Source organism: Streptomyces sp. NPDC048416, assembly GCF_043200435.1.
GTDB lineage: Bacteria > Actinomycetota > Actinomycetes > Streptomycetales > Streptomycetaceae > Streptomyces.
In genome coordinates this window covers 62,164-87,639 of record NZ_JBICXU010000016.1, presented here as the reverse complement: position 1 = coordinate 87,639, position 25,476 = coordinate 62,164, and the positions used below count along the sequence as shown (strand labels likewise).

Genomic DNA, 25,476 nt, shown 5'->3' with positions numbered 1-25,476 from the left:
CATGTAGCAGAATCGTTCTACCTCAGATGGGTTTTGCTCATGCAAGCGGGCCTCAGATGAGACGCCCCCACCCGACCCGCAGCCTCCATAGCCCTCCGAAGCGCTATCGCCGAGGACCATTGCCCTGCCCCGGAGCCGAAGGCGCTGGTGTGGACGGACGAGCGGATCGCCGAGTGGGAGCAGACGGGCGAGAAGCCGTCGCCCGTGATGGTCTGGACGCCCCAACAGACTGGCGCTTTCCTTGACTTCGTCGCCGAGGATCGGCTGTACGCGATGTGGCACCTGATCGCCTTTCGCGGGCTGCGCCGCGGCGAGGCGTGCGGGCAGCCGTGGTCGGAGACGAACCTCGACACCCACTCCCTCACCGCCTCATCCCAACTCGTGCAGGACGGCTGGGAGGTCGAGGCATCCGACCCGAAGACGGACAGCGGTTATCGCGTGGTCGCGCTCGACGACGACACGGTCAGCGTGCTGAAGCGGCACCGTGAGCGGCAGGAAGCGAACCGCGCGGAGTGGGGATCGGCCTGGGTCGAGACCGGCCACGTCTTCACCCAGGAGGACGGCTCCTGGCTCCACCCCGGCAAGGTGACCGCTCTCTTCGAGCGGCTCGTCGCCGCCTCCGGTCTCCCGCCGATCCGGTTGCACGACCTGCGCCACGGCGCGGCCACCCTCATGCTGGCCGCCGACATCGACATCAAGATCGTGTCGGACACCCTCGGGCACAGCGACACCCGCATCACGCGGGACATTTACCAGAACCCTCAGGAATTGCATCAGACGGGCGAGGAGTCGCAGGTCGCCAGGTCGGAGCGGGGCCTGACGAGGACTCCATCCTCCTACAACTTGGCGGCCTGAACTGGGAGTTTGGCAATCAGATCCCATCTAATGCAGGATTTGCCCTCTGAAAGGGAGGGTGGAAGCGGGTCTACAGCGACGTGCCGACCTGGCTGGGGCGGCTCACCTGGAGTTGGTCTCCGGGGTGGCCCAGCTGCGTCCGCAGGACGCGATGGTCGAGGCGATGGTGCGGGGTTGGCGCGCTCAACAAGCTGCTCGTGGGCTCCGCGAGGACACGGTCACGGCCCGGGAACGACTCGTACGCCGGTTTCTGGAGTACACCAACGAATATCCGTGGTCCTGGACGCCCGGCCACGTGGACGAGTGGTCACTGTGGCTGACCAGCGAGAAACACCTCGCGCCGTCCACGATCCGCAGCTACCAGGGCAGCCTGCGCCTGTTCAGCGAGTTCCTGATCGACGGCCGTTACGGCTGGTCGGTGGCCTGCGAGGACGCCTTCGGCACCCACCCCGTGGCCATCTGCCACGAGTGGAACACCATCGCTCACCTCAATGACTATGAGGGGCGCCCCGAGGCGAGGCCGTTCACCCGCGAGGAGATCCAGAGCTTTCTCGACTACGCCGACGACCAGGTTGAACGGGCGGTACGGGCCAAGCGCAAGGGAGCCCTTGCCGCCTACCGCGACGCCACCCTCTTCAAGGTCATCTATGGGTGGGGTCTGCGCCGGACCGAGGCATCGAAGCTGGATGTGGTGGACTTCGGGCGGAACGCGAAGGCTCCGCAGTTCGGCCGATACGGCACCCTCAACGTCCGCTACGGCAAAGCGAAGAAGGGCCAGCCACCGCGTCGTCGGAACGTGCTGTCGGTGATGGACTGGGCGGTGGACGCGGTCGTCGACTACGTGGAGAACGTACGGCCGCGGTTCGGCTGCGAGGACCACCCCGCGTTGTGGGTGACCGAGAGGGGCGGCCGGGTCAAGCCGGCGGAGATCAATGCCCGGTTCGTCGCCTACCGCGACGCACTGAAGCTCCCGAAGGCGCTGACGGTCCACTCTGCTCGCCACTCCTACGTCACCCACCTCACGGAGGACGGGGTTGACCGGCGGTTTCTGCAGCAGCAAGTCGGTCACGAGAATGACAGTTCCACCGCCATCTACACCCACGTCAGCGACGACTTCATGAACACGATGCTCCACAAGGCACTTGCTCCCGCGCTCGCCCCGATCCCTGCAGACAAGGACCGCTGATGGCCGCGAAGCCCGACTACCACTGGCACCTGCGCAAGGTCATGGCCGACCGCGGGCTCTTCTCCACCACTGACCTCATCCCACTACTGGACGAACGCGGCATCACCTTGTCGTCCAGCCAGGTCTACCGGCTCGTCGTCGAGCGCCCCGAACGACTCAGCCTGAAGATCCTCATGGCCCTGCTCGACATCCTCAACTGCACCATGGACGATCTCATCGAGCCCACCGCCGTAGCAGGTGCCGGAACAACTACCCAGACAAAGAAGGCTGTTGGAGCCGAGACGGGCGTCGGTGACCTGCGACCCAAGCGAGCCCGCATCCGCGGTCTCGAGCGGCCGTGACCACACCCGGATCTCCCGATCGGGCGGTCACCGACCCGATCGGGGTCATCGTGGACCTGGTCGCGGCGGTCGAACATCACCTGGAGCCTGACCGGATCCGTGCCGTGGTCGCCAGTGTCGCGGGCGGCCGCTCAAAGTCACGCCGCCTCGCGGCACATCTCGCCGAGCATCCCCGCGTGCTGACCGACGGACGCTCGCCGGCGCCCAGGGCCGTCGGAGACCTGCTCATCGCCCTGCGCGAGGCCGGAGCCCAGGCCATCTCGCCGCCGTGTTGCGCCGAATGCGGCAGGCAGATGCGAACCCTCCAGCGCCGCGGCCAGGACTGGTACTGCTGGCACTGCGGACCACAGCCCGAGCCGTGTGCTGCCTGCGGAAACACCCGCCGGGTCGCTACACGGGACCGGACCGGGCGGCCACGATGCGGCAAGTGCCCGGACACCGACGGACGCGACCCCGTCGTAGTGATCGGCGCCCTGATCGCGGAACTGGACCCGCAGGCCCGACCGGAGACGGTCGCCGACGCGGTCCGTCGATCGACACCCCGTCCCTCCTACCAGCAGAAACTCGCCTGGGCCCTGGAATCCCACCCAGCCCTGCTGACCGGGGACGGCCACCTCGCACCCCACCGCGCGATCCTCAAACTGATCGACCTGCTGCACGAGGCCGGCGTCACCGGGATCGTCCGACCGTCCTGCCCCGGCTGCCACAGAGTCGTACGCATCGACAAGCCCCTGGAGGGACAGCGGGTCTGCCGCATGTGCATCTCCCACTCCCGTATCGAGGAGTGCTCGGGATGCGGAGCCCGCCGAGAGCCCGCCACCCGCGACGCCCAAGGCCGGCCAGTGTGTCCGAACTGCCTGGTCAGCGACCCGGCGAACCTGGAGACCTGCATCAACTTCGGCCGACGAAAGGTCGTGAACACCCGCACGCTGGAAGGCCCGTTCTGCTCGGGCTGCCCCTCCTTGGTCACCGCGACTTACAGTATCTGCGGCGCGGAAAAGCCCTGCGGCACCTCCCGCACCACGGGTCGGCCATGGTGTCTGGAATGCCAGCGACGCTCGGCGCCGTGCTCGGCCTGCGACAGCGTCGCGGCGGTGGTCTCCGGCACTCTCGACCACCCCCTTTGCGCGGACTGCACCGTCCCTGAGGTCTGGCACACCTGCCCCACCTGCAGCGATCCCGACTACCCGCACCCCGGCCAGTGCGCTCGCTGTCTCATCAACCGGCGCCTCAACGAGCTTCTGGGCCCTCCGTCCGATGCCCTCCACCCCGGTCTCAAAGCCCTGCGGAACGATATCGCCACCGCCGAGCACCCCATCACCGCCAGGCGGTGGCTGAACAAGCCGTCCGTGTCTCCGGTCCTGGCCGACCTCGCGGCCGGCAGACGAGCCCTGACTCACGAGGCCCTCGACGAGCTGCCCGACAGTCCGCCCCTCGCCCACCTCCGCCAAGTCCTCGTCGGCGTCGGTGCCCTGCCCGAGCGGGACGAGTACATGGTCCGCCTCGAACGCTTCCTCACCGGCCTGCTCGCATCACAGCAAGATCCCGAACAGCGCAAAGTCCTGCACCGGTACGCGATATGGCACCTGGTCCGGCGACTACGCCGACGCAGCAACGGCCACCCCCTGACCCCGCAGCAGTTCATGTCCGCGCGGCAACGCACCCACGCGGCCGTCGCCTTTCTGACCTGGTTGAAGGCTCACGACCTCGCCCCGGAGACCTGCCAGCAGGCCGACCTCGACCAGTGGCTCACCGACGACTCGTCGGCCTACCGCCACACGGCCGGGCACTTCATCCGCTGGGCTCGCACGAACAAGCTCACCGCCGTCCACGTCCCCGCCGTCCGCTGGAACGGCCCCACCCAGCCACTCGATGACGAGCATCGGTGGAACGTTGCACGCCGACTCCTGCACGAGGACACCCTCAAAGCAGAAGACCGCCTCGCAGGACTCCTTCTCCTCCTCTATGCCCAAGGACCGTCAGCGATCAGCCGATTGACCGTCGAGGACGTCGAGGCCGGCGCCCAGGAAGTACGTCTCCATCTCGGCGAGGCTCCCGTTCAGTTGCCCGAGCCCGTCGCCGCACTGGCCCGCCTGGTTGCCGCGAACCGCAAGGGTCACGCGACCATCGGGGCCTTGACTCCGTCCCCATGGCTCTTCCCCGGCGGCCAGCCCGGACGGCCGATCAGCACCACACAGCTGACCCAGCGACTGAACCAGCTCGGGATCCGACCCAACCAGGCCCGCAGCACCGCGCTCTTCCAGCTCACCACCGAGATCCCCGCCGCGATCCTCGCTCGCACCCTGGGCATCCACACCGACGTCGCCGTCGCCTGGCAGCGTCTGCCCGCAGGCGACTGGGCCACATACGCCGCCGAGGTCAGCCGCCGAAAGAAGGATTCATGAAGGTATCGCTCACCGTCGCGCAGTTCCCCATCACCTGGGATATCAAGCGGAATCTGGAGTCGATCACCGAGGCCATGGCCCAAACCCGACCCGACGACCTCGTTGTCATGCCCGAGGGCGCGCTGTCCGGCTACGGCTCCGACCTCTCCTCCCTGGACGACCTCGACACTCAGGAGCTCACGCGCGCCACAGACCGCCTTGCCGACCTGGCACAACACAAAGCGGTCCATCTGTTCTGCGGCACGCTGTTCTTTGACCAGGGCGTCTGGAGCAACGCCGCCCTCTACTTCTCACCCAACGGTGTCAGGTGGATCTATCGGAAGATCAATCTGGCGATGAACGAACGCGGCCTGCTGGAAGCCGGCGCCGAACTCCGCACTCATTCCATCCAGATGGCCGACGGGCCGGTCACTCTCGGTGCCCAGATCTGCCGAGAGATCCGTTTCCCCGAGCAATGGCAGCACCTCGCCAGCAGCGGAGCGCAGGCATTCATCTACCTCACCCACGCGGCCAACACGGCCGAGCCAGCAGGAGTCTGGAGAAGCCACCTCATCAGTCGCGCAGCGGAGAACCAACGGTTCGTCCTGGCGGCGAACGTCGCGGACCCGCACCAGCACTGCCCCAGCATGATCATCTCACCGCGAGGGGAGGTGATCGCTGAGGTGTCGTCCGGCGAGACCGCTGTCATCAGAACCACCATCGATCTCGATCAGTCCGCCAACTGGTACCTCGGCCAGCGACGGCAGGACCTTCTCAGGCTGAGCTACGAAGATTAGGGCAGACCAAAAGGAACGGGACAAACTGGATGCATCCACGGGCAGGCATTCGGAGGATTCCAATACCCGACGTCACCATTAAGCGTCCTGCCTCAAGTCGGCAAGAACGCCGCCGAGGCGACCGCGAAGTTGGTGCCGCTTCAGCGCAAGACTGAGGCGGAGAAGGCGGCTCGCAGGGCAGCGAAGAAGGCGAAGGCCAAAGAGGCCGAGGCCAACAAGACCCGCAAGGGCGGCGGCCGCAAGCCGAAGGACAAAGCGAAAGCCCAGGCCAAGGCCAAGAAGAAGGCCAAGCGCCGGAAGCCCGAGAGGTAGGTCCCTGAGCGGCTCCGCTCACGCATCGCTCACGCAAGCCCCTCTACGGAGTCCCAGCGGTGCGTCTCGCCAAGCCGTAAACGACCCCGAAAAAAGCAAAAGCCCCAGGTCACGGCGAGTGAGTCCTGGGGCTTCCACAGAGCCGCCTTCGGGATTCGAACCCGAGACCTACGCATTACGAGTGCGTTGCTCTGGCCAGCTGAGCTAAGGCGGCACCGCCCTGCGCACCATGGTGCGAGCAGCAGCGTCGCCAAGTCTACACAGTTTCTGGAGTGGTCCCGACCACGGTCGGTGGCGGTGCCGGTGGGGCTATGAGCAGCGCTTTCCCTTCGTCGGCGGGGTGCCGTCGAGGAGGTAGGTGTTGATCGCGGTGTCGATGCAGTCGCTGCCGCGGCCGTACGCGGTGTGGCCGTCGCCCTCGTACGTGAGCAGGGTGCCGGAGGACAGCTGGGCGGCGAGGGACTGCGCCCACTTGTACGGGGTCGCCGGGTCGCGGGTGGTGCCGACGACCAGGATCGGGGCGGCGCCCTTCGCCTCGATGCGGTGCTCGGTGCCGGTGGCCTTGGTCGGCCAGTACGTGCAGTTCAGGGCGGCCCAGGCGAAGCCCTCGCCGAACACGGGGGACGCCTGTTCGAAGGAGGGCAGGGCCGCTGCCACCGCGTCGGGGCCGGTGAAGGACGGCGGCAGGTCCAGGCAGTTCACCGCGGCGTTGGCGAACATCAGGTTCGCGTACTTGCCGCCCGCGTCGCGCTCGTAATAGGAGTCCGCGAGGGCCAGCAGGCCCGCGCCGTCGCCGTTCTTGGCGTGGGTCAGGGCGGTACGCAGTTCGGGCCACGCGGCCTGGTCGTACATCGCGGCGATCACGCCCGTGGTGGCCAGGGACTCGCCGAGCCGGCGGCTCTGGCCGGTGGGGATCGCCTTGGCGTCGGCGCTCTTGAAGAACTTCCTCAGGCGGTCCGACGCGTCCTCGACGGACTCCGTGCCCAGGGGGCACTCCTTCTGCTTGACGCAGTCCGCGGCGAAGGACGTGAAGGCCGTCTCGAAGCCGGCCGTCTGGTCGCGGTTCATGTCGAGGGAGGAGAGGGAGGGGTCCATCGCGCCGTCCAGGACGAGCCGGCCGACGCGGGAGGGGTACAGCTCGGCGTAGGTCGCGCCGAGGAACGTGCCGTACGAGGCGCCGACGTAGTACAGCTTCTGGTCGCCGAGCACCGCTCTGAGGATGTCCATGTCGCGGGCCGCCTCGACCGTCGAGACATGCGGCAGCAGCTTGCCCGACTTGGTCTCACAGCCGCTGGCGAAGTCCTTGAACGCCTTGGCCAGGGCGGCCCGTTCGGCCGCGTCGTCAGGGGTCTGGTCGACCTGCGTGTACGCGTCCATCTGCTGGCCCGTGAGGCATTCGACGGGTTCGCTGCGGGCCACCCCGCGCGGGTCCACGGCCACCATGTCGTAGCGGGCCCGCACCGGCGCGGGGTAGCCGAGGCCGGCGTACGACTGGAGGTAGCCGACCGCCGAGCCGCCCGGGCCGCCCGGGTTGACCAGCAGCGATCCGATCCGCTTGCCCGGCCCGGTCGCCTTCACCCGGGCCACCGCCAACTTGATCGAAGGCCCCGCGGGCTTCGCGTAGTCGAGCGGCGCCTTCATCGTGGCGCACTCGAACTTGGGCACTCCGCAGGCCCGCCAGCTCAGCTTCTGCCCGGTGTACGGGGCAAGGTCCTCGGCCGTCGGCGCGTCGGCCGGGTCCGTCTTCGCCACGCTCTGCGCGGACGCGGTCGCGGACGTGGACGAACTCCCCGACGAACAGCCGGAGATGAGCAGACCGGCGGTCGCGACGGCGATGGCTGAGGTACGGAGCAGGCGCCTGGAGTCCATCTCCGGAGCGTAGCCGCCTTGTGACGGGATGCACGCGGTGCGCGACGGTGCGGCTCGTTCGGGTGACCTCCGTCAACATGCCGGTGACCTCCGTCAACATGCCGGTGATCTGTGGTCGTGGTCCGTGGTCCGTGGTCGTGGTCCGTGATCGTGGTCCCCGGTCGACACCCGGCCCGGGCCGCATCCCTCGCGACCCCGGTCTCGGTCCCGAACCCCAGCACCCAGGCCGCCGGGCCTGATCGGCCGGCCCGGCGTCGTCAGCCCGCTCTCAACGACAACGTCATCGCTTCCACCGCCAGGAGCGGGGCCACATTGCGGTCGAGGGCGTCGCGGCAGGCCAGGATCGACTCGATGCGGCGCAGCGTGCGCTCGGGGCTTGAGGCGCGGGCGATCCGGTCCACCGTGTCCCGTACGTCCTCGTTGGCGATGGCCACCCTCGTGCCCAGTTGCAGGGCGAGAACGTCGCGGTAGAACCCGGTCAGTTCGGTGAGCGCCAGGTCCAGGCTGTCGCGCTGGGTGCGGGTCTTGCGGCGCTTCTGCTTGTCCTCCAGCTCCTTCATCACTCCCGCCGTACCGCGCGGCATGCGCCCGCCCGCGACCTGGCCCATCGCCGCCTTGAGGTCTTCGGTCTCCTTGACGTCGACCTCCTCGGCCACCTGCTTCGCGTCCTCCGCCGCCGTGTCGACCAGCTCCTGCGCGGCCTTCAGGCAGCCGCCCACGTCGTCGACCCGCAGCGGCACCTTCAGGACGGCGGCCCGCCGGGCCCTGGCCGAGGCGTCGGTGGCCAGCCGGCGGGCCCGGCCGATGTGGCCCTGGGTGGCGCGGGCCGCCGCGTACGCGGCATCGGGCTCAATGCCGTCGCGTCGGATCAGCACATCGGCGACCGCCTCGACCGGCGGGGTGCGCAGGGTGAGGTGGCGGCAGCGGGACTTGATGGTGGGCAGCACGTCCTCCAACGAGGGCGCGCACAGCAGCCACACCGTGCGGGGGGCGGGCTCCTCCACCGCCTTCAGGACGGCGTTGGCCGCCTGCTCGGTGAACCGGTCGGCATCCTCGACGATGATCACCTGCCAGCGGCCGCTCGACGGCGACATCTGCGCGCCCCGCACCAGCTCGCGGGTCTGCTTGACGCCGATGGTGAGGCCTTCGGTGGTGACGACCGTGACGTCGGCGTGCGTACCGATCAGGGCCGTATGGCAGCCGTCGCAGAAGCCACAGCCCGGCTGTCCGCCGAGCGCGCGGTCGGGGCTGACGCACTGGAGCGCGGCGGCGAAGGCACGGGCGGCGGTGGGGCCGCCGGAGCCGGGTGGGCCGGTGAACAGCCAGGCGTGGGTCATCTTCGACGCCTCGGGACGCGGCTGACCGGAACGCTCGGCGGTGACGAGCGCATCGGCATCCCGGGCGGCGGCGCCCAGCTGCTCCTGTACTCGTTCCTGGCCCACCAGGTCGTCCCAAACCGCCATCGACTGCCCCTCCGTGCCTCCGGTCACTGCTCCGCCCATTGTGCGGCACCCCACTGACAGCGGACGCCAGAGCGGGGAGCTCCGCAGGTCAGAAGGGTGATGGATGGGGAGCCTTCGGCTTCGGCTTCGGCTTCGGCCTGGGCTTTGGCTTCGGCTTACGAGGAAGGCCAGGCCATGGAGCATCCGCGCCCGAAACCATCGGTCGGCACGAACCATCGGCCGGCACGAACCATCGGGCCGACACGCACCATCGGGCCGGCACGCGATGCTGGCTGCGTGCCGGCCCGATGGTCGGGACGTGCTCCCTGCGACAACCCTGGGGACGACCTAGCCTCGGCCGCTACGGGCGCCCCGCGCGAGGCGGCACCCGGCCGGGCCGGGTCCGCCCGGTGCGGTCAGCGGCGGCGGCCGCCCCGCGGGTCGTCGTCCTCGCCGTCGTGCGGGCCGAGGAGTTCGTCGGCGAGCGACGGCAGGTCGTCCAGCGGGGTCTCCTCCGCCCAGTCCGAACGCCGACGCGGCCGCTCCTGGCCGGTCGCCGGGTCGATCTGCGGCAGTTCGCGCGTGCGCTCGTTGCCGCCGTCATCGTGACGGCCGGCCTCCCGCTCGTCGCGGAAGAGGCCCGGCGGCACCCGGTCCGCCGGCCCGGCGCCGCGCACGGGCGGCAGCACCGCGGTCTCCTCGGCGTCCCGCACGGGCGGCAGCACCGCCGTTTCTTCGGCGTCGCGCACCGACGGCAGGACGGTCGTCTCCTCGGCGCCGCGTGCCGTACCCGGTGCCGCAGCGTCCGTCACCGACGGCAGAACGGTCGTCTCCTCGGCATCGTGACCAGAACCCCGGCCTGCGTGGGCGGCGTCGCCTGCCTCGGGGACCGGCACCGGCTGCGTCACTTCGTTCGGGCTGACGACCGGCGTCGACACGGTGACCTCCGACGCCGAGGCGTCGGCCGGTGCGTGGCCGGAGGCGTCGGCGGAACGGGCGGTGTCCGTCGAACCGGGGCGAGGCCCGGCCTGCCGCGCGGAATCGGCCTGGCCCGTGGAGCGGGACGTGGCAGCGGGGCCCGCACCGGGCTCCCGTACGACCGCCGTGGCCGCGGTCGCCGCTGCCGCCGCGGCGGCGGACTCCGCGAGACGGCGGGCCTCCTCCGCGCGCAGCAGTGCCTGCTCGGCCTTGCGCTGCTTCTCCAGGCGGCGCTCCTCCGCCTCGGCCCGCAGCCGGGCCTCCTCCTCCGCCTGCTTGCGCAGGCGTTCCTGCTCGACGGCGCGCGCCTTGTCCTCGGCCTCGCGCCGTACCCGCTCCTCCTCGGCGAGCCGCCTGGCCTCCTCGGCCCGCTGCCGGGCCTGCTCCGCCTTGCGCTCCTCCTCGCGGCGGCGCGCCTCCTCCAGCTCGCGCCGCTTGCGCGCCTCCTCCTCGGCGCGCAGCTGCGCGAGCTGCGCCTGCCGTTCGCGCTCGACGCGCTCTTCCTCGGCCTTGCGAGCGGCCTCTTCCTCGGCGCGCCTCCTGGCGTCTTCCTCTGCCTTCTTGCGCGCCTCCTCCTGGGCCTTGATCTCGGCCTCGGAGAGCGGCAGCATCTGGTCGAGCCGGTGGCGTACGACCGTGGTAACGGCTTCCGGCTCCTGGCCCGCGTCGACCACCAGGTAGCGCGTGGGGTCGGCGGCGGCCAGGGTGAGGAACCCGGACCTGACCCGTCCGTGGAACTCGGGCGGCTCCGACTCCAGCCGGTCCGGCGCCTCGGTGAAGCGTTCGCGGGCCGTTTCGGGCGAAACATCGAGCAGAACGGTCAGATGCGGTACGAGTCCGCCCGTTGCCCACCGGTTGATTCGGGCAATTTCGGTCGGGGACAGATCACGACCGGCCCCCTGGTAGGCGACGGACGAGTCGATGTAGCGGTCCGAGATGACGATCGCGCCGCGTTCGAGGGCGGGGCGCACCAGCGAGTCGACGTGCTCCGCGCGGTCGGCCGCGTACAGCAGTGCCTCGGCGCGGTTGGAGAGCCCGGCCGACGACACGTCGAGCAGGATCGACCGAAGCCGCTTGCCCACCGGTGTCGCGCCCGGCTCGCGGGTCACCACGGCCTCGTGGCCCTTGGCCCGGATCCACTCGGCGAGCGCCTCCGCCTGCGTGGACTTACCGGCTCCGTCGCCGCCCTCAAGGGCGATGAAGAACCCGGTCGTGGCCGGACGTTGCGTGGGGTCCGCGCCGCGCATCGCGTCGGCGATGTCGCGTCGCAGCGGGACACCCTGACGGTCGTCGGCCTTGCCGAGTACGACGGCGGCCAGCGGCAGCAGCAGCGCGCCGACCAGCATCAGCGTGAACCCGGCGCCCCCGTGCGCGAAGACGAACGAGCCCGACTCGACCCGGTGGCTGCCGATGGCCGCGGCGAGCAGCGGCGCGACGATGGCGCCGAGTCCGATGGAGACCCGTACGACCGCCTGAAGGTGCTCGCCGGTGCGGGCCCTGCGGTACTCCTCGGTCTCCTGGTCGATCAGTACGTGCCCGGTGTTGGCCGCGACGCCGGCGGCGACACCCGCGACCAGCGCGATGAACAGCACGGTCGCGAGGTCGGGCACCAGGCCTATGGCGAGCAGGGCGACACCGGTGACGGTGATGGCGAACGACAGCAGCCGGCGCCGCGAGAGCACCGGAAGGATCTTGGGCGCGGTACGGATGCCGAGCACTGTGCCACCGGTCAGGGCGAGGACGAGGAGCGCGAACGCGGCCGGGCCTCCGCCCAGGTCCACGGCGTGCAGTACGGCGACGGACGCGGCCGCGGCGATGGCGGCGGCGACCGAGGCACAGGCGAGCACGAGCAGCGGGACCGCGCCCGTGCGCCCCTTGTCGGGGCCGTTGCCGGTGCTGGGCCTGCGCAGCCCCTCCAGCGGTGAACGGGCCCGCGGCGTCTGGGTGTCGGGGAGTTCGAGCAGGGCGACCACGGAGATCGACGCGGCGAACAGTCCGGCGGCGAGGTAGGAGGCGAGCGCGGCCTGGTGCAGCTTGAACCAGTCGATGCCCGTCCCGAGCAGATTGCTGACGAGGGCCGCGACGAGCAGGGCGGCGGCGCCCAGCGGGATCGCCACGAACGTCGTACGCAACGAGAGCCTGCGCAGCGCGCCCAGGTGGTCCGGAAGCGGCCGGACGGCGGCGCCCTCCAGGGGCGGCGCGGGCAGCAGCGCGGGGGCCGCGCTCTCCTTGGCGACCGTCCACAACCGTTCGGCGACGCCCGCGAGGAAGGCGGTGACGAGGACGAGCAGCAGGGCGTGGGACGGTGTCCAGTCGATCCACAGTGGGGCGACGATCAGGAGTGCGGCCCGTACGCCGTCGGCGCCGACCATCGTCCAGCGCCGCTCCAGCGGCCCCTTCGGCGCGACGAGCGCGGAGACCGGGCCGAGCAGCGCGGCGCCGAAGAGCACCGTCGCGAGCGCCCGGGCGCCCAGCACCGCGGCGACGGCGAAGGCCGCCCCACGGTAACCACCCCCGAAGGACTGCTGGTCCAGCGCGGCCTGCAACGCCAGCAGCAGCGTGACGAGTACGGCGAGCACGTCGCCGACCCCGCCGACGAGCTGTGCGCTCCACAATCGTCGCAGCGTGGGGATGCGCAACAGGGCGCGTACGGCACGCTCGCGTGAATCTGCGGCCAGGGCTTCGGAGATGGGGCTCACGACCGTGGGGGTCCCCCCTGATCCTTCAGAGCTTGGGTGATGCTCGGCTCCTCGCGTCATCCGCCCAGCCTATCCGGAGCGTGCCGGTCCTGGCGGGGGTGCCCGAACAAGTGGGCGGATGCCACCACCCGGCGCCCCCCACGGCCGCCTCGACGCGGCGGCCGGGCCGAGCAACGACGAAAGGGGCCTGGCATGCGCCCCGGCAGTGGGGAACGGGGGCTCTGCCATCTGCCCCGACAGCGGGGAGCGGGGGCCGGGGGCGTGCCTCGGCAGCGGGGAACGGGGGACGGGGACGTACCCCGACAACGGGGGGCGGGCGCCGGGCACGCGCCCCAACAACGGGGAAAGGGGGGACGCGCACGTGCCCCGACAACGGGGAGCGGGGGCCGGGGACGTACCCCAACAACGGGGAGCGGGCGCCGGGCACGCGCCCCAACAACGGGGAAGGGGGGTCGGGGCGTGTGCCCCGGCCCCCCTTCAACAGCCCGGGCCCTACTCCGAAGTCGCGGCCTTCTTGGCGGCAGCCTTCTTCGCGGGAGCCTTCTTCGCCGCGGTCGTCTTGGACGCGGTCGTCTTCTTCGCGGCCGCCTTCTTGGCCGGGGCCTTCTTGGCGGTGGCGGCCTTCTTGGCGGGAGCCTTCTTCGCCGTCTTCTTGGCAGGCCCCTTGGCGCGCTTCTCCGCGAGCAGTTCGAAGCCGCGCTCCGGCGTGATCTCCTCGACGCTGTCGCCGGTCCGAAGCGTCGCGTTGGTCTCGCCGTCGGTGACGTACGGGCCGAAGCGGCCGTCCTTCACCACGACCGGCTTCTCGCTGACCGGGTCGACGCCGAGCTCCTTCAGCGGGGGCTTGGCGGCGGCGCGGCCCCGCTGCTTGGGCTGGGCGTAGATGGCAAGGGACTCTTCGAGCGTGATGGAGAAGAGCTGGTCCTCGGTCTCCAGGGAGCGCGAGTCGGTGCCCTTCTTCAGATACGGGCCGTAGCGCCCGTTCTGCGCGGTGATCTCGACGCCCTCGGCGTCCACGCCGACCACCCGGGGCAGCGACATGAGCTTCAGGGCGTCGTCCAGCGTCACCGTGTCCAGGGACATCGACTTGAAGAGCGACGCGGTGCGCGGCTTGACCGCGTTCTTGCCCGTCTTCGGCGTGCCCTCGGGCAGGATCTCGGTGACGTACGGGCCGTAGCGCCCGTCCTTGGCGACGATCTGGTGGCCGCTCACCGGGTCCACGCCCAGCTCGAAGTCGCCGCTCGGCTTGGCCAGCAGCTCTTCCGCGTACTCGACGGTCAGCTCGTCGGGCGCCAGGTCTTCCTGGACGTCCGCGCGCTGGTGGCCCTCGGAGTCCTTCTCGCCGCGCTCGACGTAGGGGCCGTAGCGGCCGACGCGCAGCACGATGCCTTCGCCGACGGGGAACGAGGAGATCTCGCGGGCGTCGATCGCGCCGAGGTCGGTGACGAGCTCCTTGAGCCCGCCCAGGTGGTCCCCGTCGCCGTTTCCGGCGGCCGAGGCGGCACCGGCCGTCGCCGCGTCGCCCTCGCCGAAGTAGAAACGCTTCAGCCACGGCACCGACTGGGCCTCGCCCCGCGCGATGCGGTCGAGGTCGTCCTCCATCTTGGCGGTGAAGTCGTAGTCGACGAGCCGCCCGAAGTGCTTCTCCAGGAGGTTGACCACGGCGAAGCTCAGGAACGACGGGACGAGCGCCGTGCCCTTCTTGAAGACGTACCCGCGGTCCAGGATCGTGCCGATGATCGAGGCGTACGTCGAAGGACGCCCGATCTCGCGCTCTTCCAGCTCCTTGACCAGCGAGGCCTCGGTGTAGCGGGCCGGCGGCTTGGTCGCGTGGCCGTCGACCGTGATCTCCTGGGACGACAGGGCGTCGCCCTCGGCGACCTGCGGCAGCCTGCGCTCGCGGTCGTCGAGCTCGGCGTTCGGGTCGTCGGCGCCTTCGACGTAGGCCTTCATGAAGCCGTGGAAGGTGATCGTCTTGCCGGACGCGCTGAACTCGGCCTGCCGGCCGTCGCTCGCCCGCCCCGCGATCTTCACGGTCACCGAGTTGCCGACCGCGTCCTTCATCTGGGAGGCGACGGTCCGCTTCCAGATCAGCTCGTAGAGCCGGAACTGGTCGCCGGTCAGACCCGTCTCGGCGGGGGTGCGGAAACGATCACCCGAAGGACGGATCGCCTCGTGCGCCTCCTGCGCGTTCTTGACCTTCCCGGCGTACGTACGCGGCTTGTCCGGCAGGTATTCGGCGCCGTACAGCTGCGTCACCTGGGCCCGCGCCGCCGTGATGGCGGTGTCGGACAGCGTCGTGGAGTCCGTACGCATATAGGTGATGAAGCCGTTCTCGTACAGCTTCTGGGCGACCTGCATGGTCGCCTTCGCACCGAAGCCCAGCTTGCGCGAGGCCTCCTGCTGGAGCGTCGTCGTACGGAACGGGGCGTACGGCGAGCGGCGGTAGGGCTTGGACTCCACCGAGCGCACGGCGAAGGAGGAGTCGGCCAGCGCCGCGGCCAGGGCCCGCGCGTTGGCCTCGTCCAGGTGCAGGACGTCGCTCTTGAGTTGTCCGTCGGGGCCGAAGTCACGGCCCTGCGCCACGCGCCGGCCGTCGACCGTGTTGAGCCGCGCCACCAGCGTGGACGGGTCGGAGGCGTCGCCCGTGCGTCCGGTGGAGAACGTGCCGGTCAGGTCCCAGTACTCAGCAGAACGAAACGCGATGCGTTCGCGTTCCCGCTCCACGACGAGCCGGGTGGCCACGGACTGGACGCGCCCGGCGGACAGCCGCGGCATGACCTTCTTCCACAGGACCGGCGAGACCTCGTAGCCGTAGAGACGGTCGAGGATGCGGCGGGTCTCCTGGGCGTCGACCATGCGCTGGTTGAGCTCGCGCGGGTTGGCGACGGCGTCCCGGATGGCGTCCTTGGTGATCTCGTGGAAGACCATCCGGTGGACCGGGACCTTGGGCTTCAGGACTTCCTGGAGGTGCCACGCGATGGCTTCGCCCTCGCGGTCCTCATCGGTGGCGAGGAACAGTTCGTCGGACTCGGCCAGAAGCTCCTTGAGCTTCCTGACCTGGGCCTTCTTGTCGGCGTTGACGACATAGATCGGCTGGAAGTCGTGTTCGACGTCCACGCCGAGCCGGCGCACCTCGCCGGTGTACTTCTCGGGCACCTCGGCGGCGCCGTTCGGCAGGTCGCGGATGTGCCCGACGCTCGCCTCGACGACATAACCGGGGCCGAGGTAGCCCTTGATCGTCTTCGCCTTGGCAGGAGACTCGACGATGACGAGTCGGCGGCCGCCCTTTGCGGTCTCGCTGGTCGGGGACAACTTCGCTCTTCTCTCCGGTCGGCACTCGGGGTTCAGCACGTTTCAGTACGTGTCGCTGCGGAGTGTGACGGTACAACCCGCCCCCGTGTCAAACAGCAAAAGCCCGCAGCGGCCACTCGAACGGTAACCCGACTTACCGCGATCCTGCCGCCCGGACCGTCCCGAAGCCTTCCGAAAAGCGTTTCATCCCCTTTCGGGCTAGGACGTGCCCTGGATACGGGCGAAGCACCACAGCCCAAGCAGGAGAAATCCGACACCGAAGGCCCCTGCGAGCACCGCGGAGGCCACCGGGGGCACGCCGTCCGCGACCGGTCTGCGGCGGCGCGCACAGGACACGTCCACAGCAGCAGAGCGCTCCCGAACAGCACGAACACCGCTCCCGCGAAGACGGCGGGCCCCGCCTCGGTCCCTACCAGTGCGTTCATGGACGCGATCGTGGCCACCGCGCGGCACCTGCGAGCGGAGCGGGGGCCGCATCGGGGCGAACGCCGGATGAACGGACACGCAATCATGCACATTTCAGCCAGATCGCCGCCCCCGAAAGGCGTCGAGCGTCACACACCGCCCTGCCGTGGTCAGCGTCGAGCGTCACACGCGGCGCCGCCCGGGCTCGGCGTCGAGCGTCACACGGGGCGCCGCCCGGGGGCGCCGAACGTCACATCACGGCTCACTGCCCCACCGGCTCCAGGAAGCCCTGCTCCACCAGGAGCCGGATCGACTCCGGCGTACGGTCGCGCAGCAGCACCGGGTCCTCGTCGATCAGCTGGGCGATCGCGTCCAGGATGCGGCCGGCCGGCAGCTCGCCGTCGCAGACGCCCGCGAACCCGGCGCCGACCGTGTCCACCTTGGCGGCCCTGCGCATGCCCCGGTTCTGCCGCAGCACCACGTGCTCCGGGTCCTCCGCGCCCGGCAGACCCACCTGCTCCTGCACCACCTCACCGGCCAGCCGGAACCGGTCGGCGAGCAGGGCCGCGTCGTCGTGCCCGCGCAGGTAGTCAAGACGCTCGAAGTGGGCCCGCACGGTGTCGCCGAGCGGCTGCTCCACCGGGTGCGGCCACTCCTCGGCCACGATGGACGGCCGGTCGCTGTCGGTGCGGCGCAGGGTGATCCAGCCGAAGCCGACCGCCTTGGTGCCGCTCGCCTCGAACTCGTCCAGCCATGCCCCGTAACGCTCCGCGTACCGCTCCGGGTCGGTGTGGTGGTCACCGGCGTCGCGCAGCCACAGCTCGGCGTACTGGGTGATGTCCTGGACCTCGCGCTGCACGATCCAGGCGTCGCAGCCGCGCGGAATCCAGGAGCGCAGCCGGTCCTGCCACTCCTCGCCCTCGACGTGCTGCCAGTTGGCGAGGAACTGGGCGTACCCGCCGGGGTTGAGCCGGTCCCCCGCCTGCTGAACGAGCGTGCGGCACAGATCGTCCCCGCTCATGCCGCCGTCGCGGTAGGTGAGCCGGGCGCCGGGCGAGATGACGAACGGCGGGTTGGAGACGATCAGGTCGTACGTCTCCTCACCCGCCGGTTCGTACAGCGAGCCCGTCCTCAACTCGGCCTCGGGCGCGCCCGACAGAGCCAGCGTCAGGCGGGTGAAGGCGAGGGCGCGCGGGTTCAGGTCGGTGGCGGTGACCCGGGTGGCGTGCTGCGCGGCGTGCAGCGCCTGGATGCCGGAGCCGGTGCCGAGGTCGAGGGCCGAGCCGACGGGCAGCCGGACCGTGAGGCCGGCCAGCGTCGTGGAGGCGCCGCCGACGCCGAGCACCATGGCCTCGTCGCGCCCGCTCGCCCCGCCCGCGCCGCCCACCGCGCAGCCGAGATCGGAGACGATGAACCAGTCCTGGCCCTCGGGACCGCCGTAGGGGCGCACGTCGACCGTGGCCCGCACCCGGTTGTCCGCGCGGACCACCCAGCCGTCCGCCAGCGCCTCCTCCAACGGCAGGGCGGCGCGGGCACTCTCGTACGGAACGGTCTGCTGGAGCAGGAAGAGCCGCACCAGCGTGTCCAGCGGCGCCTTCCCACGGGTGGCCCGCAGGGCGGGGACGGTCTCGCTGCGGGCCAGCGCGGCATACGCGGGCGCACCGAGCAGGTCGAGCAGGCCGTCGGCGGTGAAGGCGGCGGCGAGCAGGGCGTCGCGCAGGCGGGCTGCGTGACCGGGCGCGGGAAGACTGGTCGTACTCACCCGGCCATTGTCGCCGCTGCCTCTGACAATCACCCCCGCACGCCTGTGGCCCGGCCCCCACGAAGGGGTCCGGGCCACGAACGACGGCGCGTACGGGCTACGACTTGGCGCTCTGCGACGGCGACGCCGAGGCGGAACCGGAAGGCGAGGCGGATCCCGAGGGCGATGCCGAACCCGATGGCGAGGCCGCCTGGGACGGCGTGGCCGACGTGTCGGCCGGCGCGCCCGCTCCCGAACCGGAGGGCGCGGGGGAGGACGGCGTCTGCTTCTGGCAGCCGGGCTGCTTCTGCATGGCCTTGCCGACGTCGCCGGACTCCAGGTTCTTCAGGGACGCGTCACCCGTCGTGCTGGTCTTGCTGAGCTCGGTCGCGATGTCCTCAAGGCCCTTGGCGAAGGCGGCCTGGTCGCCCGCGTCGAGCGCGTCGACCTTCTTCTTGAGGTTCGCGTACGCCACGGAGGAGGCGTTCAGGCCCTTGACGGCTTCCTGCTGCGTGGTGGCGCCGTCCTTGACGGGCGGGGCGCCGGCCTTGTCCACGGATCCGGCAAGCGCCTTGTAGGCGTCCGAAATCTGCTGGAAGGCGCTGGAGTCCGTCTTCTGCACCTCGGCGGGCTTGCTGTCGTCGCGCGTCTGCGCCTGGATGGCCGCGTTGGCGTCAGTGATCTTCTTGAACTGGGGCTGGGCCGAGTTGCAGAAGGTCTTCGCCCAGTCGTCGACCTTCTTGTCGGAGTCGTCGCTGCAGCCCGACAACGTCAGCATCAGTACCGCACCGCCGGACAGTGCGGCCGCAAGCTTCTTGTTCACCGGTTTGGTCCCTTCCAAGGCTCTCGGCCCCGGAACATACACGCCAAGTGGGCGACAATCGCTTGCCGTCCGTGTGATGTGTCTCCTATTGCGGCTATTTGCAGCCATTTGCACCAAGCAGAACGGGCGGACGGTGTGTCAAACCCCACCGTCCGCCCGCTCCTTGCCGCTTCCGTCGCTACGAAACCACCGCGGGGTCGGCCGACTTGGCGACCCGCTCGTTGGTGCCGTCGTCGCCCACGGCCACACTGCGCCGCTTCGACACGTACACGGCGCCGATGATGACGAGGATGGCGAGCGCCGCCACGATCCCCCGGACCAGCGGGTTCGCGTCGTCGCCGTAGCTGAACTTGACGATGGCCGGCGCGATCAGGAGTGCCACCAGGTTCATCACCTTGAGCAGCGGGTTGATCGCGGGGCCCGCGGTGTCCTTGAAGGGGTCGCCCACGGTGTCACCGATGACGGTGGCGGCGTGGGCGTCGCTGCCCTTGCCGCCGAAGTGGCCGTCCTCGACCAGCTTCTTGGCGTTGTCCCATGCGCCGCCCGAGTTGGCGAGGAACACCGCCATCAGGGTGCCGGTGCCGATCGCGCCCGCCAGGTACGAGCCGAGCGCCCCGACGCCGAGCGTGAAGCCGACCGCGATGGGGGCGAGCACGGCGAGCAGGCCGGGGGTGGCCAGCTCGCGCAACGCGTCCTTCGTACAGATGTCGACGACCCGCCCGTACTCCGGCTGCTCGGTGTAGTCCATGATCCCGGGGTGCTCGCGGAACTGCCGCCGCACCTCGAAGACCACGGCTCCGGCCGAGCGGGACACGGCGTTGATCGCGAGCCCCGAGAAGAGGAAGACGACCGCCGCGCCCAGCATCAACCCGACCAGGTTGTTGGGCTGCGAGATGTCCATGTTCAGGGTCAACTCGTCGGCCCTGGCGTGGACATCGTGCACCGCCGTGGCGATGGCGTCCTTGAACGAGCCGTACAGCGCCGCCGCGGCCAGCACGGCCGTGGCGATGGCGATGCCCTTGGTGATGGCCTTGGTGGTGTTGCCCACGGCGTCCAGGTCGGTGAGCACCTGGGCGCCCGCGCCCTGGACGTCGCCGGACATCTCCGCGATGCCCTGGGCGTTGTCGGAGACCGGGCCGAAGGTGTCCATCGCGACGATCACGCCGACCGTGGTGAGCAGGCCGGTGCCGGCCAGCGCCACCGCGAACAGCGCGAGCATCACCGAGGTGCCGCCGAGCAGGAAGGCCCCGTACACGCCGAGACCGATCAACAGGGCGGTGTAGACGGCCGATTCGAGGCCGATGGAGATGCCGGCGAGGACGACGGTGGCGGGTCCGGTGAGCGAGGACTTGCCGATGTCCTTGACGGGACGCCGAGTGGTCTCGGTGAAGTACCCCGTCAGCTGCTGGATCAGCGCCGCGAGCACGATGCCGATGGCGACGGCGACGAGCGCGAGGACCCGTGGGTCGCCGTCATGGCCCTTGATCACCTGGTCCGTGACGCCGTTCAACTTGGCGTACGAGGACGGCAGGTAGACGAAGACCGCGACGGCCACCAGGGCCAGCGAGATCACCGCCGAGATGAAGAAGCCGCGGTTGATGGCCGACATTCCGCTGCGGTCGGCGCGCCGCGGGGCGACCGCGAAGATGCCGATCATCGCGGTGACCACGCCGATCGCCGGGACGATCAGCGGGAAGGCGAGGCCCGAGTCGCCGAACGCCGCCTTGCCGAGGATCAGCGCCGCGACCAGGGTCACGGCGTACGACTCGAACAGGTCGGCCGCCATGCCGGCGCAGTCGCCGACGTTGTCGCCCACGTTGTCCGCGATGGTGGCGGCGTTGCGCGGGTCGTCCTCGGGGATGCCCTGCTCGACCTTGCCGACAAGGTCGGCGCCGACGTCGGCGGCCTTGGTGAAGATGCCGCCGCCGACACGCATGAACATCGCGATCAGCGCTGCGCCGAGCCCGAAGCCCTCAAGGACCTTGGGCGCGTCGGCCGCGTACACGAGCACGACGACGGAGGCACCGAGCAGGCCGAGGCCCACGGTGAACATGCCGACGACGCCGCCCGTACGGAAAGCGATCTTCATGGCCTTGTGGGAAACCGAGGTGAGATCCCTTTCGGGTTCGCCTTCGGCGGGAGTCGCCTCTCGGGCGGCCGCCGCGACGCGCACATTCGCGCGCACGGCGAGACGCATCCCGATGTATCCCGTCGTCGCCGAGAAGACGGCGCCGATCAGGAAGAACACGGAACGGCCTACGCGCTGCGACCAGTTGTCGGAAGGCAGCAGGAACAGCAGGAAGAACACCACGACGGCGAAGACGCCGAGGGTGCGCAACTGCCGGGTCAGATAGGCATTCGCGCCTTCCTGTACGGCCGCCGCGATCTTCTTCATCGAATCGGTGCCCTCGCCTGCGGCGAGGACCTGGCGTACCAGCAATTGCGCCACGATCAGGGCCGCCAGCGCGACAGCCGCGATGACGATCACGATCAGCCGGTTGCCGTCGGTCAGGACCGCGGCCGCCAGGGATGTGGGGTGGTCGAGTTCCGTTGGGTTGAAGAGCCCCGCCATTCGTCCTCCTTGACGCTCAGAGCTCAAGATGTGGACGGATTGTAGGTAGCGGAACACGATCAAAACAGGGCGCCGCAAATGGAATTGACCTTCATCGGCTCATCAGAGAGAGATCCGGTCACGAAAGTGACCCCGAAAGCGGTAATGGGGCAAAAGCATTGACGCTTGATCGGCGATCTAGGAACCGGACCGACAATATGGATCAAGAAATGAAAAAAGGCCCTGCTCAGCAGGGCCGGTCCTCATGATGGAAGCACGTGATCAGGGAAGCACCTCGGACGGCGTGGTGGGCCAGGTCATCCGGATGACACCCCCTGACTCGCCGGAGATGACCTCCACGTCGTCCACGAGCCCGCTGATGACAGCGAGGCCCATTTCGTCCTCCGCGCCGTCGTCGAGGTCGTCATCGGGAGCCGGACCGCGCACGCCCGGCACCGCCGCGGCGCCGCCGCCAGACCCCGGCACCCCGTCGCCGACCTCGATGGAGAACAGCTTCTCCTCCTCGGTCAGGACGACGTGGACGGGGGAGTCGATCCCGTGCGAACGGTGCATACCGACGGCACGGCTGCACGCCTCGCCGACGGCGAGTCTGACCTCGTCGAGCACTGCCTCATCGACCCCGGCCCGGCGCGCGACGGCGGCCGCCACGAGACGGGCCGTCCTGACGTGCTCGGGCTGGGCACTGAATCGGAGTTCAACGGTGGCCATGGCGATCCCCCTCGAACGTACGGGCGTACATCTCAGGGGCCCCGGGCCACTGTGCCGCCCGGCGCCCCTGTCCTTCCTCCGGAGCCGTCCTTGGACGGCCGCCGTCAGTCGGTCGCGTTGACGGCCTCGTCGACCGAGCCGTGGATCGGGAACACCTTGGTGAGCCCCGTGATCCGGAAGATCTTCAAAATGCGCTCCTGGTTGCAGACCAGGCGCAGCGAGCCCTCGTGCGCGCGCACGCGCTTGAGCCCACCCACCAGCACACCCAGGCCCGTGGAGTCGAGGAAGTCCACGCCCTCCATGTCGACAACCAGGTGGTAGCTGCCGTCGTTCACCAACTCGACCAACTGCTCGCGCAGCTTGGGCGCGGTATACACATCAATCTCGCCACCGACCTCGACGACCGTACGGTCGCCACCAGGGCCGGACACATTGCGAGTCGACAGGGACAGGTCCACGGATCCTCCAGCACCTTGCTATCGAGCGGCCGCCCCCTGAGACTCCCCGGCGGAGCCAGAGAACGGATCGCCAGCCGCGATGGCATTCAATCACTTACCAGCAGCCATGCACGACGCCTTGGGACCATTGTCCGCTACGCCAGTGACACACTCGGTGCCGATGGCCAGGAATCACCGCCCCAGAACACCCGCCGACAGCACGGGTGAACGACCCGACCCCGGCACGGTCCTCGACCGGCTCACCGCAGGGGCAGGCCGGGCTGCGCGCATCACTCATACGGAGCACTTGCCCCCGCGAGGCGGACGTCATGCAGTGTGGCCGCACCTGATCCGTCCGGAAGTGATCAACGCCATCCAGGACGCCGGCATCGAGCACCCCTGGGCCCACCAGGCGGCCGCCGCCGGGCACGCGCTGGACGGCGAGTCGGTCGTGATCGCCACCGGCACCGCGTCCGGCAAGTCGCTGGCCTATCTGGCCCCCGTCCTCAGCACCCTCCTGGACGGCTCCGAGGCCCCGAACGGACGCGGCACGACCGCCCTGTACCTCGCCCCCACCAAGGCCCTGGCCGCCGACCAGCGCCGCTCGGTGAAGGCCCTCGCGGCTCCCCTGGGCAACGCGATCCGGCCCGCCGTGTACGACGGCGACACCCCGGTCGAGGAACGCGAGTGGGTGCGCCAGTACGCCAACTACGTCCTCACCAATCCGGACATGCTGCACCTGGGCATCCTGCCCTCCCACCCCAGATGGGCCTCCTTCCTGCGCGCCCTGCGCTATGTCGTCATCGACGAGTGCCACACCTACCGCGGTGTCTTCGGCTCCCACGTCGCCCAGGTCCTTCGCCGGCTGCGCCGCCTGTGCGCCCGCTACGGCTCCGATCCGGTCTTCCTGCTCGCCTCGGCCACGGCCGCCGAGCCCGCGCTCTCCGCGGGCCGCCTGACCGGCCTGCCCGTCGTCGAGGTCGCCGACGACGCCTCCCCACGCGGCGAACTGGTCTTCGCCCTGTGGGAGCCCCCGCTCACCGAGCTCGCCGGCGAGAAGGGCGCGCCCGTGCGCCGCACCGCCATCGCCGAGACCGCCGACCTCCTCACCGACCTGGCCGTGCAGGGTGTCCGCACGGTCGCCTTCGTCCGCTCCCGGCGCGGCGCCGAGCTCATCTCGGTCATCGCCCAGGAGCGCCTGTACGAGGTCGACCGCACCCTCGCCCGGCGTGTCGCCGCCTACCGGGGCGGCTACCTCCCCGAGGAGCGCCGCGCCCTTGAGCAGGCCCTGCACTCCGGTGAACTGCTCGGCCTCGCCGCCACCACCGCCCTGGAACTCGGCATCGACGTCTCGGGCCTCGACGCCGTCCTCATCGCGGGCTACCCGGGCACCCGGGCCTCCCTGTGGCAGCAGGCGGGCCGGGCCGGCCGCTCGGGCCAGGGCGCCCTTGCCGTCCTGATCGCCCGCGACGACCCGCTGGACACCTACCTCGTCCACCACCCCGAGGCGCTGTTCCAGCAGCCCGTCGAGTCCACCGTGCTCGACCCGGACAACCCGTACGTCCTTGCCCCCCATCTGTGCGCGGCCGCAGCCGAGCTCCCGCTCACCGAGGCCGACCTCGGCCTGTTCGGCCCGGCGAGCCCGGATCTCCTGCCGCAGCTGGAACGCGCCGGGCTGCTGCGCCGCCGCAGCAACGGCTGGTTCTGGACCCGGCGCGAGCGGGCCGCCGACCTCACCGACATCCGGGGCGGCGGCGGCCGCCCGGTCCAGATCGTCGAGGCCTCGACGGGACGGCTGCTCGGCACGGTCGACGCGTCCGCCGCCCACACCACCGTCCACGACGGCGCCGTCCATCTCCACCAGGGCCGTACGTACCTGGTGAAACACCTGGACCTGGAGGACTCCGCCGCCCTCGTCGAGGAGGCCGCCCCGCCCTATTCGACCGTCGCCAGGGACACCACCTCCATCTCCGTCCTCGCCACCGACACCGAGATCCCCTGGGGGTCCGGCCGCCTCTGCTACGGCTCCGTCGAGGTCACCAACCAGGTCGTCTCCTTCCTGCGCCGCAAACTGATCACCGGCGAGGTGCTGGGCGAGACCAAGCTCGACCTGCCGCCCCGCACCCTGCGCACCCGGGCCGTGTGGTGGACGGTCACCGAGGACCAGCTCGATGCCGCCCGGGTGGGCCCGGAGATCCTGGGCGGCGCCCTGCACGCCGCCGAGCACGCCTCCATCGGGATGCTGCCGCTCTTCGCCACCTGCGACCGCTGGGACATCGGCGGCGTCTCCATCCCGCTGCACCCGGACACCCTGCTGCCGACGGTCTTCGTGTACGACGGCAACCCGGGCGGCGCCGGATTCGCCGAACGCGCCTTCCACACCGCCGCGCGCTGGCTGACCGCGACCCGCGAGGCGATCGCGTCCTGCGAGTGCGAGGGGGGCTGCCCGTCCTGCATCCAGTCACCCAAGTGCGGCAACGGCAACGATCCCCTGCACAAGCGCGGCGCCGTACGCCTCCTGACGGAGCTGCTGCGAGGAGCCCCGGCAACCCCGGAGCCACCCCCGCCCGCACCCTGACCGCACGTGCCCAGCCACGCCTTGGCGCCCGGCG

The 25,476-nt window shown here is 70.3% G+C and carries 15 protein-coding genes, 1 tRNA gene and 1 pseudogene; 7 read left to right on the top strand and 10 right to left on the bottom strand.

Going from position 1 to position 25,476, the window contains the following annotated elements:
* Positions 1-123: 123 nt before the first annotated feature.
* From ACGFW5_RS20970 to ACGFW5_RS20945, 6 genes and pseudogenes are all read left to right on the top strand, one after another.
* Positions 124-855: pseudogene (locus tag ACGFW5_RS20970) on the top strand (site-specific integrase); the annotation flags it as partial.
* Positions 856-913: 58 nt separating this feature from the next.
* On the top strand, positions 914-2,041 hold the full coding sequence (locus tag ACGFW5_RS20965) for a tyrosine-type recombinase/integrase (RefSeq protein WP_393835768.1): 1,128 nt from the start codon (positions 914-916) through the stop codon (positions 2,039-2,041).
* On the top strand, positions 2,041-2,382 hold the full coding sequence (locus ACGFW5_RS20960) for a helix-turn-helix domain-containing protein (protein WP_393835767.1): 342 nt from the start codon (positions 2,041-2,043) through the stop codon (positions 2,380-2,382). Before ACGFW5_RS20965 ends, ACGFW5_RS20960 begins: the two co-directional genes overlap by 1 nt.
* Complete coding sequence (locus ACGFW5_RS20955) at positions 2,379-4,787, top strand: site-specific integrase (RefSeq protein WP_393835766.1); 2,409 nt, start codon at positions 2,379-2,381, stop codon at positions 4,785-4,787. The genes ACGFW5_RS20960 and ACGFW5_RS20955 overlap by 4 nt, the downstream gene beginning before the upstream one ends.
* Entirely contained in the window at positions 4,784-5,563 is a 780-nt protein-coding gene (locus ACGFW5_RS20950) for a carbon-nitrogen hydrolase family protein (protein ID WP_393835765.1), read from the top strand. Before ACGFW5_RS20955 ends, ACGFW5_RS20950 begins: the two co-directional genes overlap by 4 nt.
* Before the next feature lie 132 nt (positions 5,564-5,695).
* The gene (locus tag ACGFW5_RS20945; protein ID WP_393835764.1) at positions 5,696-5,875 is read left to right on the top strand and encodes a hypothetical protein; all 180 of its coding nucleotides are present in this window, start codon (positions 5,696-5,698) and stop codon (positions 5,873-5,875) included.
* A gap of 140 nt (positions 5,876-6,015) precedes the next feature.
* Here the strand turns inward: ACGFW5_RS20945 and ACGFW5_RS20940 are convergent.
* The 10 genes from ACGFW5_RS20940 to ACGFW5_RS20895 form a co-directional block, all read right to left on the bottom strand.
* Positions 6,016-6,089: transfer RNA gene (locus tag ACGFW5_RS20940), tRNA-Thr, on the bottom strand.
* Positions 6,090-6,184: 95 nt separating this feature from the next.
* The gene (locus tag ACGFW5_RS20935; RefSeq protein WP_393835763.1) at positions 6,185-7,744 is read right to left on the bottom strand and encodes an alpha/beta hydrolase; all 1,560 of its coding nucleotides are present in this window, start codon (positions 7,742-7,744) and stop codon (positions 6,185-6,187) included.
* A 257-nt stretch (positions 7,745-8,001) separates the two neighbouring features.
* Positions 8,002-9,207 (bottom strand): DNA polymerase III subunit delta', encoded by a 1,206-nt coding sequence (locus tag ACGFW5_RS20930; protein ID WP_393835762.1) that lies wholly within the window; start codon positions 9,205-9,207, stop codon positions 8,002-8,004.
* Positions 9,208-9,602: 395 nt separating this feature from the next.
* Positions 9,603-12,923, bottom strand: a complete 3,321-nt coding sequence (gene tmk, locus ACGFW5_RS20925) for a dTMP kinase (protein WP_393835761.1) — start codon at positions 12,921-12,923, stop codon at positions 9,603-9,605.
* A gap of 432 nt (positions 12,924-13,355) precedes the next feature.
* On the bottom strand, positions 13,356-16,178 hold the full coding sequence (topA, locus tag ACGFW5_RS20920; RefSeq protein ID WP_393835760.1) for a type I DNA topoisomerase: 2,823 nt from the start codon (positions 16,176-16,178) through the stop codon (positions 13,356-13,358).
* A gap of 667 nt (positions 16,179-16,845) precedes the next feature.
* Positions 16,846-18,345 (bottom strand): methyltransferase, encoded by a 1,500-nt coding sequence (locus tag ACGFW5_RS20915; protein ID WP_393835759.1) that lies wholly within the window; start codon positions 18,343-18,345, stop codon positions 16,846-16,848.
* A 97-nt stretch (positions 18,346-18,442) separates the two neighbouring features.
* Positions 18,443-19,147: a small secreted protein gene (locus ACGFW5_RS20910; RefSeq protein ID WP_393835758.1), complete on the bottom strand. Its 705-nt coding sequence runs from the start codon at positions 19,145-19,147 to the stop codon at positions 18,443-18,445.
* Between the two features lie 178 nt (positions 19,148-19,325).
* Positions 19,326-21,719: a sodium-translocating pyrophosphatase gene (locus ACGFW5_RS20905; protein WP_393835757.1), complete on the bottom strand. Its 2,394-nt coding sequence runs from the start codon at positions 21,717-21,719 to the stop codon at positions 19,326-19,328.
* A 261-nt stretch (positions 21,720-21,980) separates the two neighbouring features.
* Positions 21,981-22,427, bottom strand: a complete 447-nt coding sequence (locus tag ACGFW5_RS20900; RefSeq protein ID WP_393835756.1) for an ATP-binding protein — start codon at positions 22,425-22,427, stop codon at positions 21,981-21,983.
* Between the two features lie 104 nt (positions 22,428-22,531).
* Complete coding sequence (locus tag ACGFW5_RS20895) at positions 22,532-22,885, bottom strand: STAS domain-containing protein (RefSeq protein WP_053728100.1); 354 nt, start codon at positions 22,883-22,885, stop codon at positions 22,532-22,534.
* 79 nt (positions 22,886-22,964) lie between these two features.
* On the opposite strand from ACGFW5_RS20895, the gene ACGFW5_RS20890 reads away from it, so the two are divergent.
* Positions 22,965-25,442 (top strand): DEAD/DEAH box helicase, encoded by a 2,478-nt coding sequence (locus tag ACGFW5_RS20890; protein ID WP_393835755.1) that lies wholly within the window; start codon positions 22,965-22,967, stop codon positions 25,440-25,442.
* The last annotated feature ends 34 nt before the right edge of the window (positions 25,443-25,476 follow it).

Bases quoted from the DNA above. Each gene is read 5' to 3' on its own strand.
- ACGFW5_RS20960 (WP_393835767.1), top strand. From the start codon at position 2,041: ATGGCCGCGAAGCCCGACTACCACTGGCACCTGCGCAAGGTCATGGCC.
- ACGFW5_RS20950 (WP_393835765.1), top strand. From the start codon at position 4,784: ATGAAGGTATCGCTCACCGTCGCGCAGTTCCCCATCACCTGGGATATC.
- ACGFW5_RS20935 (WP_393835763.1), bottom strand. From the start codon at position 7,744: ATGGACTCCAGGCGCCTGCTCCGTACCTCAGCCATCGCCGTCGCGACC.
- ACGFW5_RS20930 (WP_393835762.1), bottom strand. From the start codon at position 9,207: ATGGCGGTTTGGGACGACCTGGTGGGCCAGGAACGAGTACAGGAGCAG.
- tmk (WP_393835761.1), bottom strand. From the start codon at position 12,923: ATGACGCGAGGAGCCGAGCATCACCCAAGCTCTGAAGGATCAGGGGGG.
- ACGFW5_RS20905 (WP_393835757.1), bottom strand. From the start codon at position 21,719: ATGGCGGGGCTCTTCAACCCAACGGAACTCGACCACCCCACATCCCTG.
- ACGFW5_RS20900 (WP_393835756.1), bottom strand. From the start codon at position 22,427: ATGGCCACCGTTGAACTCCGATTCAGTGCCCAGCCCGAGCACGTCAGG.
- ACGFW5_RS20890 (WP_393835755.1), top strand. From the start codon at position 22,965: ATGGCATTCAATCACTTACCAGCAGCCATGCACGACGCCTTGGGACCA.